Source organism: Paeniglutamicibacter sulfureus (genome assembly GCF_039535115.1).
Classification (GTDB): domain Bacteria; phylum Actinomycetota; class Actinomycetes; order Actinomycetales; family Micrococcaceae; genus Paeniglutamicibacter; species Paeniglutamicibacter sulfureus.
Genome location: NZ_BAAAWO010000001.1, coordinates 4,182,721 through 4,198,732, shown reverse-complemented (window position 1 = coordinate 4,198,732; position 16,012 = coordinate 4,182,721). Strand labels below are relative to the sequence as shown.

15 protein-coding genes are annotated in these 16,012 nt (G+C 66.1%); 5 read left to right on the top strand and 10 right to left on the bottom strand.

What is annotated here, in order from left to right; all coding sequences use genetic code 11:
* Window positions 1-53 precede the first annotated feature (53 nt).
* The 3 genes from ABD687_RS18975 to ABD687_RS18965 are packed head-to-tail and all read right to left on the bottom strand — an operon-like array spanning window position 54 to window position 1,818.
* Window positions 54-998, bottom strand: a complete 945-nt coding sequence (locus tag ABD687_RS18975; protein ID WP_310288919.1) for an aminoglycoside phosphotransferase family protein — start codon at window positions 996-998, stop codon at window positions 54-56.
* Complete coding sequence (locus tag ABD687_RS18970; RefSeq protein ID WP_310288922.1) at window positions 995-1,390, bottom strand: VOC family protein; 396 nt, start codon at window positions 1,388-1,390, stop codon at window positions 995-997. Before ABD687_RS18970 ends, ABD687_RS18975 begins: the two co-directional genes overlap by 4 nt.
* On the bottom strand, window positions 1,387-1,818 hold the full coding sequence (locus ABD687_RS18965) for an ArsR/SmtB family transcription factor (RefSeq protein WP_310288925.1): 432 nt from the start codon (window positions 1,816-1,818) through the stop codon (window positions 1,387-1,389). Before ABD687_RS18965 ends, ABD687_RS18970 begins: the two co-directional genes overlap by 4 nt.
* 201 nt (window positions 1,819-2,019) lie before the next feature.
* On the opposite strand from ABD687_RS18965, the gene ABD687_RS18960 reads away from it, so the two are divergent.
* Entirely contained in the window at window positions 2,020-3,075 is a 1,056-nt protein-coding gene (locus ABD687_RS18960) for an SH3 domain-containing protein (RefSeq protein WP_310288927.1), read from the top strand.
* A gap of 125 nt (window positions 3,076-3,200) precedes the next feature.
* Window positions 3,201-4,985: an HNH endonuclease signature motif containing protein gene (locus ABD687_RS18955; protein WP_310288930.1), complete on the top strand. Its 1,785-nt coding sequence runs from the start codon at window positions 3,201-3,203 to the stop codon at window positions 4,983-4,985.
* A gap of 159 nt (window positions 4,986-5,144) precedes the next feature.
* Here the strand turns inward: ABD687_RS18955 and gatB are convergent, their stop codons facing one another.
* From gatB to gatC, 3 genes are read right to left on the bottom strand one after another with little or no spacing between them, the layout of a single operon-like run.
* Window positions 5,145-6,659 (bottom strand): Asp-tRNA(Asn)/Glu-tRNA(Gln) amidotransferase subunit GatB, encoded by a 1,515-nt coding sequence (gatB, locus tag ABD687_RS18950; protein ID WP_264268184.1) that lies wholly within the window; start codon window positions 6,657-6,659, stop codon window positions 5,145-5,147.
* 2 nt (window positions 6,660-6,661) lie between these two features.
* Window positions 6,662-8,209, bottom strand: coding sequence for an Asp-tRNA(Asn)/Glu-tRNA(Gln) amidotransferase subunit GatA (gene gatA, locus ABD687_RS18945; RefSeq protein ID WP_302262733.1), 1,548 nt, complete (start codon window positions 8,207-8,209; stop codon window positions 6,662-6,664).
* Between the two features lie 3 nt (window positions 8,210-8,212).
* Window positions 8,213-8,509: an Asp-tRNA(Asn)/Glu-tRNA(Gln) amidotransferase subunit GatC gene (gatC, locus tag ABD687_RS18940; RefSeq protein WP_217389748.1), complete on the bottom strand. Its 297-nt coding sequence runs from the start codon at window positions 8,507-8,509 to the stop codon at window positions 8,213-8,215.
* Between the two features lie 20 nt (window positions 8,510-8,529).
* Here gatC and ABD687_RS18935 point away from each other — a divergent pair, with 20 nt between their 5' ends.
* Window positions 8,530-8,949: a hypothetical protein gene (locus tag ABD687_RS18935; RefSeq protein WP_310288937.1), complete on the top strand. Its 420-nt coding sequence runs from the start codon at window positions 8,530-8,532 to the stop codon at window positions 8,947-8,949.
* A gap of 406 nt (window positions 8,950-9,355) precedes the next feature.
* Here ABD687_RS18935 and ABD687_RS18930 read toward each other — a convergent pair whose 3' ends face one another.
* Entirely contained in the window at window positions 9,356-9,994 is a 639-nt protein-coding gene (locus ABD687_RS18930) for an HD domain-containing protein (RefSeq protein WP_302262734.1), read from the bottom strand.
* A gap of 112 nt (window positions 9,995-10,106) precedes the next feature.
* Between ABD687_RS18930 and ABD687_RS18925 the strand changes: the two genes are divergently transcribed.
* Entirely contained in the window at window positions 10,107-11,132 is a 1,026-nt protein-coding gene (locus ABD687_RS18925) for a GlxA family transcriptional regulator (RefSeq protein WP_302262736.1), read from the top strand.
* Between the two features lie 306 nt (window positions 11,133-11,438).
* Here the strand turns inward: ABD687_RS18925 and ABD687_RS18920 are convergent, their stop codons facing one another.
* A complete protein-coding gene (locus ABD687_RS18920) occupies window positions 11,439-11,963 on the bottom strand; it encodes a GNAT family N-acetyltransferase (RefSeq protein ID WP_302262737.1) in 525 nt (174 codons plus the stop codon).
* Window positions 11,964-12,322: 359 nt separating this feature from the next.
* Between ABD687_RS18920 and ABD687_RS18915 the strand changes: the two genes are divergently transcribed.
* Window positions 12,323-13,111 carry a glucosamine-6-phosphate deaminase gene (locus ABD687_RS18915; protein ID WP_302262738.1) on the top strand — a complete coding sequence of 263 codons (789 nt, stop codon included), beginning with the start codon at window positions 12,323-12,325 and terminating at the stop codon, window positions 13,109-13,111.
* Between the two features lie 110 nt (window positions 13,112-13,221).
* Here the strand turns inward: ABD687_RS18915 and ABD687_RS18910 are convergent, their stop codons facing one another.
* Window positions 13,222-14,433, bottom strand: a complete 1,212-nt coding sequence (locus ABD687_RS18910; RefSeq protein WP_425566788.1) for an IS30 family transposase — start codon at window positions 14,431-14,433, stop codon at window positions 13,222-13,224.
* Window positions 14,434-14,923: 490 nt separating this feature from the next.
* A complete protein-coding gene (locus tag ABD687_RS18905; protein ID WP_409373468.1) occupies window positions 14,924-15,973 on the bottom strand; it encodes an inositol monophosphatase family protein in 1,050 nt (349 codons plus the stop codon).
* Window positions 15,974-16,012: the final 39 nt, after the last annotated feature.

The window sequence follows — 16,012 nt, the reverse complement described above, 5'->3', positions numbered from 1 at the left end:
CGAAGCCACGCCACGGGGACCACACATCCCCTGGATATCGGGCAGGCAGGGGTTCACGTCGGGCCCAGCAAGTGTTCTATGCCGTGGGTGCCAACGGCATGCAACGGGTCACCGGACGGCAGCCCGGCCATCAGCACCGCGTAGTTCACTGCCCAGGCCCGGGCGCGAACCCATGTGCCGGGAGAATACAGGCCGTGGCCGGCCAGCCGCTCCCGGAATTCCTCCAGTCCCGAGGGTGTGAAGTGCAACCACGCAACAGCCAGGTCGCAGGCCGGGTCACCCGCCGTCAGGTCGCCGAAGTCGATCACCGCGCTGAGCCTGGCCGGCTCGTGCCCGGTGCCGGCAGCCGATTCCCCGGCACCCGCCGTGTCGTGGACGAGCATGTTGTGCGGGTGCGGATCCCCGTGCAGCCACAGGGGCGGGCCGACGTGTTCCAGTTCGGCCAGTCCCTGCTCCCACATGGCCAGCAGGGCCCCGCGCAGGGGTTTGGCCACGGCCTCTAGGCGCGACCGCACCGCGTCGTCCCGATCCCGCAGCGGCACCCCGCGCACCAGGTTCCGCGGGGCATCGGCCGGGGCAGGCACATGCAATGCCCTGAAGAACGCAGCCAGCGCCCCGGCATAGCCGTCGCGCGCCGCCGCCGGCACCGATGCAGCACTGCGTCCGGAAAACCAGGGCACGATCACCCAGTGGTACGGGTAGCCCTCCCCCGGCTTCCCGCGATGCACCGGCACCGGAACGGGCAGCGGCAGCCGGGGTGCCAGGAACGGCAGCCAGCGCATCTCGTTCAGCAGCAACCCATGGGCAGCCGCCCGGCGAGGCAGACGCACGGCAAGGTCAGGCCCCAGCCGGTAGATGGCATTGTCCCAGCCGTCATCGGCGAAACCCGGCTCCAGGTGGGCCAGCTCCGGGAATTGCGCGCGCACCAAGGTACCGACCATCTCCGGATCGACGCCTACGTCCGCCGCAGGCCGAGGCGTGGAGCCGGTGGGGCTCATGCGTCCTCGATCATCGCCGCAATCTGGATCAGGTTCCCGCAGGTGTCATCGAACACCGCCGTGGTGACGGGCCCCATGGCGGTCGGTGGCTGGGTGAATTCGACACCCAGGCCCACCAGCCGTTCGTACTCGGCCTGCACGTCGGCGACCGCGAAGGAGGTGAACGGGATCCCGTCGGCCACCAGCGCGTCCCGGAACGGTTTCACGGCCGGGTGGTTGGCCGGCTCAAGCACCAGCTCCACCCCGTCGGGTTCCTCGGGCGAGACGACCGTCAGCCAGGAGAACTCCCCCATCGGCACGTCGTTCTTTTTCACGAATCCCAGCTTCTTCGTGTAGAACTCCAGCGCCTTGGCCTGGTCGCTGACCAGCACGCTGGCAAGGTTGATTCTCATGATGCATTTCCTTTCGACGACGAAGCGCCGGCGCGCGGTGCGCCCGTACCCGTGGTTGGTGTGGTGGTGAGGGTGCCGGATTCCGTGCCGGGGGTCGGCGCGGCAGGTTTCCGCTCTGGCTGCGCGTTCCCCGGGCGGGCCGCCTCTGGCCCGGCGGGTGGCCAGCGCTCTGCGATCCGGCGCAACGGCGAGGTGTCAACGTAATGGAATTTATACCGGCCCGACCGTTCACTGTGGACCAGCCCCGCTGCCTCGAGCACCTGCAGGTGTTGCGAAATCGCCTGTCTGCTGGGGTTGATGCGGTGACGGGAGGCCAAACGGTTGCAGATTTCAAAGAGCGTCTGGCCGGTGCGATCCACCAGCTCGTCCAGGATCGCTGCCCTGGTCGGGTCCGCCAGCGCTTTCAGCAGCTCTTCCACATTCCCCATTAAGGCAAGTCGCTGCTTGCATGTCAAGGGGCGGCTGCTGCTCCGGGCACTGGCCGGCGTCGTGGCTGCGGGAGCCCCGGGGTCATCGACAGCGGGGCGTGAAGTCCCGCGTTCCCGAACCCCTTGTCCCGGTGGCAGCGGGGGGAGGAGAATATCCCGTTAGGGGATCGGTTGGGGCCGGTCGATATTGGGGGAAGCGTCATGGCTAAGCTGACGGGCATGTCCAGGACAATTTGCGGTGCGGCTTGTGGGATCCTTGCTGCAGCAATCGTGGCTTCCGGAGCCGGCGCCGCTCCGCCGACGGCCCACCAGGCATCCGCGGTGACGATCGCGCAGCCAGCTGCCGCGCTGCCCGCCGTCCCGGGCCCCGTGAAGGTGGCGACGGCGAAGCTGCCCGCGCTGCTGACTACCCAGGCCAACCTGAATCTTCGCACGGGCAGCAGCACCCGGACGCGGATTATCATCACCATCCCGAAGGGGACGAGCGTCAAGGTCCAGGCCCGTGCCTCCAGCGGCTGGTACAAGGTCACCTACAAGTCGCGCACCGGCTGGGCCAGCGGCCAATATCTTGCCGCCGGGAAACCCGTCAAATCCGGACCCAAGCTTCCTTCCATTCCGCTCGCCCACCAGAACCGCGGGCCCAACAAGACCTCGCGCGTGGTCTTGACCTACGACGACTGCCCACGCACCTTGTCCTCGTTCAAGTCCGTGATCAACTACGCGGGCAAGTCGAACATCGGCCTGGTGCTGGCACCCACGGGCGATTGCCTCGTCTCCTTCAAGCGCCGCTACGGCGTGGATCTTGCTGCCCTGGCCCGTTCCAAGGGGCAATGGGTCATCAACCACTCGGCAAACCACGTCGACCTGCGCAGGCTCAGCTGCACGCAGGGTGCCCGCGAGCTCCGCGGCACCGGCGTCCGCACCAACTACGGCCGGCCTCCCTACGGTGCGATCAATTCGAACGTGCGATGTGCCTATGCCCGGGCGGACATGAAGATCTGGACGTGGACCCACGACACCCTGGACTGGATGGTGCGCTCAAAGCAGACCACCGTCGCCCGGGCCGGGGCGGCACGGCGCGGCGACACCGTGCTGATGCACATGCAATGGGAAGGATTCACCCCGGATTCAATTCGGCAGATCCGCAACCGCCTTTCCGACAGCGGCATCGGCCTTTGCCGTGCCTATCACGGCAAGGACGGCCGGGGCGCCGTGGCCAAGACTCCTGTGTATCTCCCGTCCTCGTTGCCCTGTTGAATATTCGGGGTTCCTGGATTGGCCGCATATCCCCCGATTCTGGTGTTTCCGTCCCTCCTGCAACAGTTATCCACATGCCCGCGTATCGACCCGCGCAGCGGCATTCAGCGGCGCATGCTTGAACCATGACCACCGCAGCGGCCATCGCCCTGCTCGCGGGAGACCGCGAGGATCCGAGGTACCCAGCGACCCCGGACGATGAGCTGCGCGCCTACACCGCCCTGGCTCTGGCCCTCGAGGAACTGGCCCCGCGCATCGCCAAGCACACCAGCTCGCCCGCGGACGCTGCCTACTTCGTACAGGTGGTCGAACGAACCCACCGCAGCACCGGCTTCGCCCAGCTCTCTGCCACCGATCTGGCCCAGCGCACCCTGGTCCGCGAGCTGCCCGAAGACACTTTGCTGGGGATCAACCGGTGCCTCGCGGACCCGCCCGCCTACATCGAGGGAACCATTGACCTGCCCGAAGCGCCCGCCACCCCGCCGAAGGGACGGCCCACCTTCAAGGACACCACCGAGTTCCTGCAGTCCACGTTCCGCATCGGCTTCGTCGAGGCCCGCGATCGCGTACGCGCCGCCGCCCGTCTCTTCCCGAGCACGGATGTCCACGGCATCGAGCAGCCGCCGCAATTCCCGTTGCTGGCCCAAGCACTCGCGGACGGCAAGGCCTCGCCCCACCAGCTTGCCGATGCTGCCAAGAAGCTTGAGCGGATGCAGCCGGAGATCAGGCAATACCCGAACTCCGACGAGCTGGCCGCCCGGTTGGAGGCCCAGGTCGCCGAATCCGTGCGGGAACAAGATCCCCGCACCACCAACAAGCTGTTCAACGCCATCCAGGTCGCGCTCGATCACGGCGTCAAGGAGCCCTCCGAGGAAGTGCTGCGCACCAAACTCGGCGCTTTCTACCGCGGCACCAACGCAGGGATCGCCGAGTTTCTGTTGCGCGTCCGGGCGGCAGACGCCGAGCTTCTGCTCGCGCTGTTCGCCCAGTTGGACAACCCGCGGACCAAGGCCGGGGATCGCGACGCACTTGCCCAGCAGGCCGCCGGCTCTTCCAACGTCACCGGCGGCTCTAACGGCACCAAAGTTTCCGGGGTTTCCGCCGAAACACCAGAAGCCGTCGTCATGGACGCCGGGAACGGCACGCAAACCGGCACCGCCCCCTCGCTGCCGGACTTCCCCGACTTTCTGGTCGATCCCGCGACCGGCCTCCCGCTGACCGACCCCGCCGAAGCCAACAAACTCACCCTGGATCCATTGCCGACGGAGGCCGACATCCTCGAATCCATGAACAACACCACCTATGGCGCCGACGGCTTCACCCCGCCGCAACGACATCTCCAGGGACTGATGAACCTGATCAAGACCAATGGCAAACCAACCAAGGGCACCAAGACCGCGGGGCTTCCCTCACCGGAACTTGTCATCATCACCACGCTGGCCGAACTTGAGGGAAAGGCGGAACAATCGGGACTCACGGCACACGGTCAACGGTTCACGCCGGCGGAGTTGCGGCAGCAGCTGTGCAACGCCGGAGCCATCCCCATCACCATGAGCGGGAAATCCCAGATCCTGGACCTCGGCCGCGAGCAAAGACTCTTCCCCGACTACATGCGCGTGGCGATCCTCGGCATCTACGGCGGCTGCATCTTCCCCGGTTGCACTGTGCCCCCGGAGCATTGCGAGATCGACCATGACGACGAATGGGCCAAGGGCGGAACAACCAAGATCAATGACGGGCGGCCATTCTGTTCCGGGCATCACCATGCCAAACACACCGGGCTGATCGACGTCGTTCGGGACACCGACGGGCTCTTTTCCGTCATCCTGCCCAAATTTATGGATCCCGGGCAAAAGCCCCGACGCAACACCTTCTGGCGGCAATTCAACAGCAACCCGACGTTGTTCTAGTTTCCCGGCTTGCCAAACACAGAAGCGCCCGGGCGGGCACTCCCCGCCTCGTGGTCGACAGGTGTGCGAAGCATGAACCAGTCCGTCTCCCCAACGAAGTCGAGCCCCGGTCCCCCACACGAAGCGGGGATCCGGGGCTCGATGCCGTATATCGGGGAACTAGCCCTCGATGCCCAGCTTTTCAAGCACGATCTCGCGCACACGGCCGGCGTCGGCCTGTCCGCGGGTGGCCTTCATGACCGGACCCATGAGGGCGCCGATGGCCTGGAGCTTGCCGCCCTTGACCTTGGCAACGACATCCGGCATGGCTTCCATGGCGGCATCAACTGCAGCACCCAGTGCCGAATCGTCGTTCACCACGGCCAGCGAGCGCTTCTCGACGACCTCGGTCGGGGTACCCTCGCCGGCGACCACGAACTCGAGCACCTGGCGGGCGATCTTGTCGTTGATCTTCTTTCCCTCGATCAGAGAGTTCAGTTCGACGATGGTGGCCGGTTCGACGCCCAGATCCAGGATCTCGACATCGGCGTTCTTGGCCAGGCGGGCGATCTCGCCCATCCACCACTTGCGTGCCACCGCGGCGCTCGTGCCCGCGGCAATGGTTTCCTCGATCGCCTCGGTGACACCTGCGTTAACGACGTCGCGGAACTCGGCATCCGAGTAGCCCCAGTCGGCCTGCAGGCGCTTGCGGCGCTCGGCCGGCGGCTCGGGCAGGCGGGCGCGCAGCTCCTCGATCCACTCGGGAGTGGTGACGACCGGAACCAAGTCCGGCTCCGGGAAGTAGCGGTAGTCATCCGCGTCGGACTTCGGGCGGCCCGAGGTCGTCGTGCGGGTGTCCTCGTGCCAGTGGCGGGTTTCCTGCACGATGGCTGCACCGGAGTTCAGCACCGCTGCGTGGCGCTCGATCTCGAAGCGCACCGCGTGCTCCACGGCGCGCAACGAGTTCACGTTCTTGGTCTCGGTGCGGGTCCCGAACTTCTCGGCGCCCTTGGGCATCAGCGAGACGTTGGCGTCGCAACGCACGTTGCCGCGCTCCATCTTTGCGTCCGAGACATCCAGTGCCTTGACGATTTCGCGGATGGCAGCAACGTAGGCCTTGGCCAACTCGGGGGCGCGCTTGCCGGCGCCCTCGATGGTCTTGGTGACGATTTCGACCAGCGGCACGCCGGAGCGGTTGTAGTCGACCAGCGAGTAGTCGGCGCCCTGGATGCGGCCGGTGGCCCCGCCCATGTGAGTGAGCTTGCCGGCATCCTCTTCCATGTGGGCGCGTTCGATTTCGACGCGGAAGACCTCGCCGTCCTCAAGCTCGATGTCGATCCAGCCGTCGTAGGCGATCGGATCGTCGTACTGCGAGGTCTGGAAGTTCTTCGGGGTGTCCGGGTAAAAGTAGTTCTTCCGGGCGAATCCGCAGGTCTCGGCAATCTTGCAGTTCAGCGCCAGGCCGATCATGATCGCGTATTCCACCGCGGTCTTGTTGACCACCGGCAACACGCCGGGCAGGCCCAGGCAGACCGGGGTCACGTTGGTGTTGGGCGTATCGCCAAACACGTTCGGTGCCGAGGAGAACATCTTGGTCTTGGTGTTCAGCTCGACGTGGACCTCGAAGCCCAATACCGGGTCGTATTTTTCCAGTGCGACGTCGAAGTCGACCAGTTCATCGGTGTACGAAGCCATAGTTAGGCAACCCCTCCAGTGGTGGCGGCGGACAGCTCGGGAGCCTGGTCGATCAACCTGCCACCCCACTTGTCTTCCAGCAGTTTTTCAAGTGCCGCACCGGCACGGTACAGGCGGGCGTCTTCGCGGGCCGGGGCCAGGAACTGGATCCCGACCGGCAAGCCCTCGGACAGGCCACCGGGAACGGTGATGCCCGGGATCCCGGCCATGTTCGCCGGAATGGTGGCAACGTCGTTGAGGTACATCGCCAGCGGGTCGTCGGTCTTGGAGCCCAGCTCGAAGGCGACGGTCGGGGACGTCGGGGAGATCAGCACGTCGGCCTGCGCGAACGCGGCGTCGAAGTCTCGCTGGATCAGCGTGCGGACCTTCTGCGCCGAACCGTAGTAGGCGTCGTAGTACCCGGCGCTCAGCGCGTAGGTGCCCAGGATGATGCGGCGCTTGACCTCGTCGCCGAAGCCGGCTGCGCGTGTGGCACCCATGACGCGTTCGATGGTCAGCGGACCCTCCGTGGGAAGCACGCGGGTGCCAAAGCGCACGCCGTCGAACTTCGCCAGGTTGGAAGAAACCTCCGAGGGCATGATCAGGTAGTAGGCACCCAGCGCGTACTTGAAGTTGGGGCAGGAGACCTCGACGATTTCCGCACCGGCGGCACGCAGGGCCTCGAGCGATTCGTCGAAGCGTGCCTGAACGCCGGCTTCGTAGCCTTCGCCCTGCAGTTCCTTGATGACGCCGACGCGCACGCCGGCCATGTCGCCGGAGGCGCCAAGCTCGGCGGCCTCAACGAGGGCCGGAACCGGCTCGTTCAGCGAAGTGGAGTCGGCCGGGTCGTGTCCGCCGATCAACTCGTGCAGGTACGCGGAGTCAAGCACGGTCCGGGTGACCGGGCCGATCTGGTCCAACGAGGAGGCCATGGCGATGGCGCCGTAGCGCGAGACCCCGCCGTAGGTCGGCTTCACGCCGACGGTGCCGGTGACGGCGCCCGGCTGGCGGATCGAGCCGCCGGTGTCGGTGCCCAGTGCCAGCGGTGCCTCGAAGGCGGCAACCGCCGCGGCCGAGCCGCCGCCGGAACCACCCGGGATGCGATCCAGGTCCCACGGGTTGCGGGTCGGGCCATAGGCGGAGTGCTCGGTGGAGGAACCCATCGCGAACTCGTCCAGGTTGGTCTTGCCCAGCATCGGAAGCTTCGCGGCACGGACCTTCTGGATCACCGTGGCGTCGTAGGGGCTCATCCAGCCCTCGAGCATCTTCGAGGCGGCAGTGGTGGGCTGCCCCTTGGTGACAATGAGGTCCTTGATGGCGATCGGCACGCCGGCGAACGGGTGCAGCGCCTGCGCGTCTGCTCCGCCGGCGGCGCGGATGGCGTCGACCTCGGCGGCAACGGCCAGTGCTTCTTCCGTGTTCACGTGCAGGAACGCGTTGATTCCGCGGTCCCCGCCGTCAACTTCGGCAATGCGGTCCAAGTGCGCCTGCACGGCCTGTACGGAGGTGACTTCGCCGGCGCGCAGCTTGGCGGCCAGCTCGGTGGCGGAAAGATGGATGATCTCGTTCATGAATTACTCTCCATCCAAAATGGCCGGCACCTTGAAGCGGGTGTCGACGGAGTCCGGGGCGTTCATCAGCGCTTCCTCGGCGGTGAGCGTCGTTCCCACGACGTCCTCGCGGAACACGTTCGACAAGGCAATGGGGTGCGTGGTGGCCGGGATATCGGCAGAGGCGGCCTCCGAGACCGACGCGATTGAATCGACAATGACACCGAGTTCGCCGGTCATTTTGTCCAGCTCGGCATCGCTCATCTCGATGTGGGCCAGCTGCGCCAAATGCGCAACGTCCTCACGGCTGATGGCAGACATGTATCTCCCTAGGTGGGCGGATGGGTTTCCCCCCTAGTCTAGTACGCCCGGCCACCGCCACCGGCTTCGAGTGGCCCGCCCGCAGGGCCGTGCCCGGCCGCGGCGCCCGACGCGCCCGCGCCACCGGCCACGGGGCGGCGGATCATGGTGATCGCGCCGTTTCCGGTACCCGCACCGGAACCACCGACGGCGGCGCGATCCACGCCGACCAGCGGCTCGAGACTGTGCGACTCATTCTGGTGCTGTGCCTGGACCTAACCGGCCAGCAACGCGCGACCCTGCGCCTGCCGCACAGGCTCCCCGGTCCCGTCGTAGATCCAGCGCTTGCCAAGCACCCCGTTCCGGCGGGGGTGCCCTTCTCATTTACACCAGCACTTCTCGGGGTTCTTGCTACAACTCATTGGAAAGCCCTGAGCCGGTACTTCTTGGGCATGGCGTAGCGACCCGGTCCGGCTGGTGCGGATCGGACCGGGGAAGGTCGCCACGGCTAGCGAAGATGCAACGATTTCACCGAAGCCTCGCAGGTCTCGGCCGGGCCGGGCGTCGGCGGGGCTGGCGGACCGGTCCCGAAGCGCTTGGCCATCAGGTTCACCGCCGTTTTGTTCTCCGCGGACCAGGCTTTGGGCATCATCGCCGCGGGGTGGCGCCCGTCAAGCAGCCAGATCTCCGGACTGCCGAATGATGCATTCGGTCATCATCTACCGCTTGTTTTGCGGGAGAGATGCATAACCCGGGCGGGAACAGCCCGCATGACAGCCGGAAGCCGACCTTCGCCTACGGCGGCCCGCCTCGGTGAGGCAGGCCGCCACGTTCCCCGACTGCGTGGACCGGATGTCCTGCGTCGGCTTACTCGGGCCAGGCCGATCCCTGGATGACCTCAACGAAGTCGCCACGCTTGAACCCCGGGACAAAGTGGGCCAGCACGTCGGCCTTCACGTTGCCGAAGGTCGTGTCGGGCCGGTCCTTGAGACCGTTGGTGAAGGCTGCCAAGATCTGGTTTTTGAAGTCGGGGCGCGGGTGTGCTTCTACGACTGCATTGCGCTGCTCGTCAGTGATGGCGTCGTAGCCGATGCCCAGCACGTCGAGCTCGACACCGCGGGTGACCAACGCGATCTCTGGTGCCATGTGCAGCGGGATTTCCGGGGTGGTGTGCAGGGCGATGCCCGACCACACCTTGTCGGCGGCCTCGCCGGTGATGCCGTAGTCCCCCAGGAAGCGGCGTGCCTCGTCGGCTGCGTCGATCTCGAAGCGCTGGTCCGTCCGGGCGAACTTGTCCGTGAGTCCGAGGTCGTGGAACATCGCCCCGATGTACAGCAGCTCGGGATCGTAGTCGAGCCCTTGTTCCAGGCCGCGCAGCGCTCCGAAGACAAACACTCGTCGGGAATGGTTGTACACGAGCTCGGTGGCCACCTCGCGCAAGAGCTCGGTGGCGTCGCTGGCCATCTTGCTGTCGGGGATCCGGATACCTGCGATGGTTTCGGTCATGAGTGCTTTCCGCCTTCTAAAACTCGTTTTGCCAATGGTGCTTCTTCCATCCTGCCCGAGCGGGCTATGCTGGCGACATGTCTTTATTGCCTAGTTTCCCTCGATTTCGGACATGAGTCTTCGAATCGGCATGATGGTCTTCGACGGCATGACGATGCTTGATGCGAGCGGGCCAGCCGAAGTGTTCAATCTCGCCGACCCCGAACGGCAGCACTATGAGGTCGTATGCATCTCGCCCGCAGGAGGTCCGGTGGTTTCCTCCTCGGGGTTGGAGCTCTCGCGGACGATCCCTGCCGTCGATGCCGGAGTGTTGGACACTTTACTTGTTGTCGGAGGGGCATCCCTCCCGGACGGCGGGGTGCCCCCGGATCTCCTGGATGCCGTGGAGTCCCTGGCTCGCGGCGCGCGGCTCGTCGCCTCGGTGTGCACCGGGGCGTTCGTCCTGGCGGAGCTGGGATACCTCAATGACCGTCGGGCGACGACCCATTGGCGCCATGCACACACCCTGGCGGCACGGTATCCACGCATCACCGTCGAAGCGGACGTCATCCACATCCGGGACGGACGCTACCTAACCTCGGCGGGAATCAGTGCCGGCATCGACCTCGCGCTGGCCATGGTCGAAGAGGACCTCGGCGTCCAGACCGCCCGGGAGACTGCCCGCGAACTGGTGGTGTTCATGCACCGCCCCGGTGGCCAGGCGCAGTTCTCAACCGCACTGACCACCCCGCCGGTTCAGACCGGCAAGTTGCGGAGCATCATGGACTCGATCCTGGCCAATCCGGCTTACGAACACACCGTTGCCTCGATGGGAGCATCTGCAGGGGTGAGCGTACGCCACCTGAACCGGATGTTCCAAGCCGAAGCCGGCACGACGCCGGCACGCTGGCTCGAACGGGTGCGCGTCGATGCGGCCCGGTCGCTCATCCTTGATGGCCATCCCATCACCCTCGTGGCACAGCTGAGCGGATTCGGCAGCGACGAGACGCTGCGACGTGCGTTTGCCCGACAACTCGACACTACCCCCACCAGCTTCCGGGACCGCTTTGCCACAACTAGGAAGGCCCGGGCAGTCACCGGCGATCCCTCCACCCATGACAGCTCGTCAGCACGGCCCGGACCTGGCGCGAAACCTTGACGAGACTCTTCCCACCGGGCGGTCTTGGGTTCCACCCAGGCATCCGGCGGACCGCTATGCGCCCGTTGCCAGGTCGGCTGATATCGGGCCGTGGCCGTGGTGGGCCGAATCGAAACGACACAGTACCTTCGCGCCGGATTGGCACTTTCCGTGGGAGCACCGGGTCTCGAAAAACGAAGCTTCCTGGCGCACTTTAGAGAAACCAACGTACTTCCCCCAGGCTTCAGACACCTGCCTTCGAAAACAGCAAAAAACCCCGCCGAAAAGCTTCGACGAGGCTCTCTGCAGTAAAAACCAAAAGCGCTTTTAGAGTGTAAGCGTGTAGACGACCAGCACGATCTCGGTGTTCGGGACGTACCAGTCGCGTTCGGAGGCATGCACGAAGCCTTCGGCCTCGTAGAGCGCGCGGGCCGCAGCCCAGTGGCCGCCGGTGGTCAGCGAGACGGTGTGCACGTCCTCGATCTCGCGGGCACGGGCGATGACGGCGCCCAGCAGGGCGCGCCCGGCACCCGAACGCTGCACGGCAGGATCCACCACCAGCATGCGGAATTCCAGCTCGCCGTCGAGGGCGATGTCCGCGTACTCGGTGCCCTCGCGCACCAGAGTGACTGACCCGATGACGACGCCGTCGCGTTCGGCGACGAGGATCTCGGAGACGGCATGGCGCGCGGCAACCTGCTGCACGAACTGCAGGTACTCGTGGTCAGGGGTCTCAAAGTGCCCGGCGTGCAGGTAGGAGTCCACGGTGATCCGCGCAATGTGGGGGTAGTCGGATTCGGTGGCCGGCCGTATCAACAGGGTGCTGGAAGGTGCGAGCGTTGCTGTAGTCATTGCCTCCAAGTGTGGCATCCCCGGGGCCCGGGGCTTCAGGGCGCAGAACATATGTAGCCAACCTCACTCCCCCGCCGGCCCACACGGCCACGTCGGCGGCCCGGCGCTTGGACCCTGGCCGCTCGCTGTGGCCGGCAGCATGCCGCCGGGCAAATGCAACCGCAATCGGTTTAGGGGTCGGACAAGGGATCGGACTACGCTGTCCCTTATGCCGTGGCACCGCCGCGGCAGCAACCGTTGGCCACCTTGGGGCCTTCCAACGGTCCACGCCCGGGACCCGCCGTGGTTTCACCGGCCGCCCCCGGGCGTTGCCCCGCGACACCAGCAGGGCCTTCCTGCACCAGCGCAAAGGAACACACATGGAAGTACTGATCGCCGCCACCGCCGAGGAAGCCGCCACGTTCGCCGCCGAGGCGGTGCTCGACGGACTGCGAAGCCGCAGAAGCGGGGACAACGTCCTGGGCGTTGCCACCGGTTCCACCCCGCTGGGTCTCTACGCGGAGCTGGCCAAGGCCGTCGAGCGCGGCGAGGCCGACTTCAGCACGACCACCGCCTTCGCGCTGGATGAATACGTCGGTCTGGAGGGCACCCACGAGCAGTCCTACCGCCAGACCCTGGTCACCGAGCTGTGCAACGTGGTCGGCCTGCCGGAATCCAGGCTCAACACCCCCGACGGGTACGGCGATTCCGAGGCGCAGATCCGCGCACAGGCAGCAGCCTATGATGCTGCCATCATCGAGGCGGGCGTCGACGTGCAGATCCTGGGCATCGGCACCAACGGCCACATCGGCTTCAACGAACCGGGCTCTTCGCTGCGCAGCCGCACGCGCATCAAGCGCCTGTCAACGCAGACCCGCGTGGACAACGCCCGCTTCTTCGAGGGCCCGGACGCGGTCCCCACCCACTCCGTGACCCAGGGCCTGGGCACCATACTTGAGGCCCGCCGCATGGTGCTGGTCGCCACCGGCAGCAAGAAGGCGGCCGCGATTGCCGCCGCCCTCGAGGGTCCGCTGTCCGCCGCCTGCCCCGGCTCGGTCCTGCAGTTGCATCCGGACGCGGTGGTGGTGCTCGACGAGGCCGCCGCCGCCGGGCTCAAGAACCGCAGCTACTACGACGATTCGGCCGCCGGGCTGCAATTCGGCATCTAGCCCGAAGCGGTTTCGTCCCCCCTTTCCTCGCCCGGGGCCGACGACAAAGCCCGCCGCCGCCGTGGTCCCCTCCCCACTTGAATTCTAGGGATCGTTGCAACACCAGGTGGCTAGGCTGCCAACAGTAGTTCACGCAGGCGCTCGGTCGGGGTATCCCAGCCGAGCGTTTTGCGTGGACGTCCGTTGAGCAGGCGAGCGACCCGCTCGAGTTCCTCGGGACCATGGACGCCGAGGTCAGTTCCTTTAGGGAAGTATTGGCGCAGCAACCCGTTCGTGTTCTCGTTGGATCCGCGCTGCCAGGGGCTGGCTGGATCGCAGAAGTAGACATCCATGTCCGTGGCCATGGAGAAAGCCTTGTGCGTCGCCATCTCGGCGCCCTGGTCCCAGGTCAGGGACCCTCTCAGCAGCTCGGGCAGCCCACCCATGCTCTTGATCAGGCCGTCGCGAACGGTTGCGGCGGTGTGATCACCGTCGAGGTGAACGAGCATGACAAAACGGGTAGTTCGCTCGACCAGAGTCGCAATCGCGGACTGATTCAGCGTCCCCGTGATCAGGTCCCCTTCCCAGTGCCCTGGCACGGCACGGTCCTCAATTTCGGCGGGACGCTCGGAGATGTTGATCATCGGGTCCCGGAACCGGCTGGTGCGCTTCTCCGGATCGGTGCGTGGCTTGCGGCGAGTTCGGCCGGTCCTTAACGCTGTGGCCACCTCTCGCTTGAGACCGCCACGGGCCTGGAAGTAGAGAGCCTGATAGATCGTTTCAGCGCACACGTGAAACTCCAACCTGTCGGGGAGCATCTTCCTCAGCCTGTTACTGATTTGCTCCGGTGACCAGCCTAGAAGCAACTTGGCCCCCACGTATTTTCGTAAGGTTCCCTCGCAAGAGAGCTTGCTGGTCTTGGGTCGTGGTCGGCGTTTGGCCGCTGCACGGTGCGCAGCATAGGGCTGGTAGCCGTTGGGACCGGTGTTGCGGCGGATCTCCCGGCTCACCGTCGAGACCGGCCGTCCTAGCGCCCTGGCGATGGCACGCATCGAGGAGTCGACCGCGAGCAGGTCTCGGATCTGCTCGCGGTCGGAAAGGGAGAGGTAGCGGTCGCTGATTGGTTTCTCCAGCGCGGCAAGCCCTGGAAACGGAGCCATGAAGGACGAACCCTCGACTGGATTATAAGTAGTCACCCCTTGTTTGTAGTCGACAACCCGACCGTCCGGGTAATAGCGTCGGTCGCCGGTCTTGCGAATGCCGGCGTCCCATTCCTTTGACGTGGTTACGTGAACCCCAACGGACGTGGCAGCCTCCCGGCGAGATAGACCGGTGCCGCGCAGTCGCAGGAACTCTTCCCGTTTGCCGGCATGGGTCCCCTTCACGGCCGCTCCGGACTTGTATGCCCATTGGAAACAGGTGCCTGCGGGGATACCGACCTCGCGGGCGGCAACCGAAACGTTGCCAAGTCGCTCCAGCGCGGTGAAGAACTGGTCTTTCTGCTCCTGGGTGTATTTGGCCTTCTTCTTGCCGCGGGCGCCATGGACTGAGGATTTGATGCCTGGGGTGAGTTCGCGGGCCCACTGGTAGCACTTATTTGGATTGAACCCGAGCTCCGCGGCTGCAGCAGATACGTTCCGGGTCCGGTCCAAGACACTCAGGAATCGGTCGTGGTCCTCGGCCGAGTACTTCCGGGGCGTTGAAGGATTCTTATCGGTTGGTGATTTCTTCGTTAAAGACGACACGGTCGTTGCAACTCCCAAAGATCTGGGGTGTTGCAACGACCGCTAGAACTCGCCCCCACGGCCGCGGCGGGCTTTTGCATCACTGCCGCTACTTCGCCGCGGGCGCTCCGGATGCCGGTTGATCGGCCGCAGGCACCTCACCCAAGGATGATTCGGCGGGCAACGCGTCGAAGTCCAGGTATCCGGCTGCCTGCCACCCCGGATTGGTCCGTGGGCGCAGCACCGGCAGCCCGGCCTCGGCGGCAATCAGGGCGCCTGCCGCCCAGTCGAATTCCTGGGTGCCGTACTCCGCGTAGGCATCGAGCGTGCCGTCGGCCACCAGGCACAAATCCAGCGCGGCCGATCCGATGCGGCGGACATTGGCGAAGCCCGGCATCAGCCCCAGCAGCGCTGCGACCTGGAACTGCCGACGGTCAGCGTCGTAGCCGAAGCCCGTGGCCAGCAGCCGACCTGCCTCCTCCTTGTCGCCGCCCTGCAAGCGCTGCGCCCGGGTGGCGCTGCCCCCGCGTCGGGCATCGGACCCTGTCGCCAGCACCGAGTCGATGAGCCATGCCCCGTCCCCGGCGGCTGCGTAATACTCGACGCCCAGCGCCGGTGCGTTGATGGAGGCTGCAAGCCAGCCATGGGTTCCCGCATCCATGGCGGCGCCATCGGCGGCCAGCGTGTTGCCCTCGGGCGTCGCGGTGGACGAGGGTGCGGAGGTGGCGGAGGTGGCGGAGGTGGCGGAGGCGGCGGCCTCGTCGAGCGGCCCGAACACCGCCACCGAGGTGCAGTAGTAGACGATGCCGCGCACGAAGTTGGCGGTGCCGTCCAGCGGGTCGATCGACCAGCGATAGCCGGAGGGCTCCGCCGGGACGGTGCGCCCGTACTCCTCGCCGGTGATCGCGTCGTTGGGTCGCGCTGCGGCAATCACGTCGCGCACCGCTATTTCGGCACGGCGGTCAAAGTCGGTGACCCAGTCCCCCGCGGCGCTCTTGGTGTCTGCAGCCACCTTGCCGCGGCCCCGTTCGGCCAACACTGCGGCGCCGGCCGCCGCAGCCTCGCGCGCCACGGCCAACAGCTCGCGGCCCAACGCCGCGGCCCGGTCCACTGGCGATTCGGCGGCACCCTGTGCCGATTGCAGGTGCTTCGGGTTCATGCTCATGTGCTGCTCCTTGGTGGCTTGGGGGGACCGTGC

What these genes read in the sequence shown, in the direction of transcription:
- ABD687_RS18935 (WP_310288937.1), top strand. Translation starts at nt 8,530, where the DNA reads ATGGGTTTCCCCCCTAGTCTAGTACGCCCGGCCACCGCCACCGGCTTC.
- ABD687_RS18930 (WP_302262734.1), bottom strand. Translation starts at nt 9,994, where the DNA reads ATGACCGAAACCATCGCAGGTATCCGGATCCCCGACAGCAAGATGGCC.
- ABD687_RS18975 (WP_310288919.1), bottom strand. Translation starts at nt 998, where the DNA reads ATGAGCCCCACCGGCTCCACGCCTCGGCCTGCGGCGGACGTAGGCGTC.
- ABD687_RS18970 (WP_310288922.1), bottom strand. Translation starts at nt 1,390, where the DNA reads ATGAGAATCAACCTTGCCAGCGTGCTGGTCAGCGACCAGGCCAAGGCG.
- ABD687_RS18955 (WP_310288930.1), top strand. Translation starts at nt 3,201, where the DNA reads ATGACCACCGCAGCGGCCATCGCCCTGCTCGCGGGAGACCGCGAGGAT.
- ABD687_RS18960 (WP_310288927.1), top strand. Translation starts at nt 2,020, where the DNA reads ATGGCTAAGCTGACGGGCATGTCCAGGACAATTTGCGGTGCGGCTTGT.
- ABD687_RS18925 (WP_302262736.1), top strand. Translation starts at nt 10,107, where the DNA reads ATGAGTCTTCGAATCGGCATGATGGTCTTCGACGGCATGACGATGCTT.
- ABD687_RS18965 (WP_310288925.1), bottom strand. Translation starts at nt 1,818, where the DNA reads ATGGGGAATGTGGAAGAGCTGCTGAAAGCGCTGGCGGACCCGACCAGG.
- ABD687_RS18920 (WP_302262737.1), bottom strand. Translation starts at nt 11,963, where the DNA reads ATGACTACAGCAACGCTCGCACCTTCCAGCACCCTGTTGATACGGCCG.
- gatA (WP_302262733.1), bottom strand. Translation starts at nt 8,209, where the DNA reads ATGAACGAGATCATCCATCTTTCCGCCACCGAGCTGGCCGCCAAGCTG.
- gatB (WP_264268184.1), bottom strand. Translation starts at nt 6,659, where the DNA reads ATGGCTTCGTACACCGATGAACTGGTCGACTTCGACGTCGCACTGGAA.
- ABD687_RS18915 (WP_302262738.1), top strand. Translation starts at nt 12,323, where the DNA reads ATGGAAGTACTGATCGCCGCCACCGCCGAGGAAGCCGCCACGTTCGCC.
- ABD687_RS18905 (WP_409373468.1), bottom strand. Translation starts at nt 15,973, where the DNA reads ATGAACCCGAAGCACCTGCAATCGGCACAGGGTGCCGCCGAATCGCCA.
- gatC (WP_217389748.1), bottom strand. Translation starts at nt 8,509, where the DNA reads ATGTCTGCCATCAGCCGTGAGGACGTTGCGCATTTGGCGCAGCTGGCC.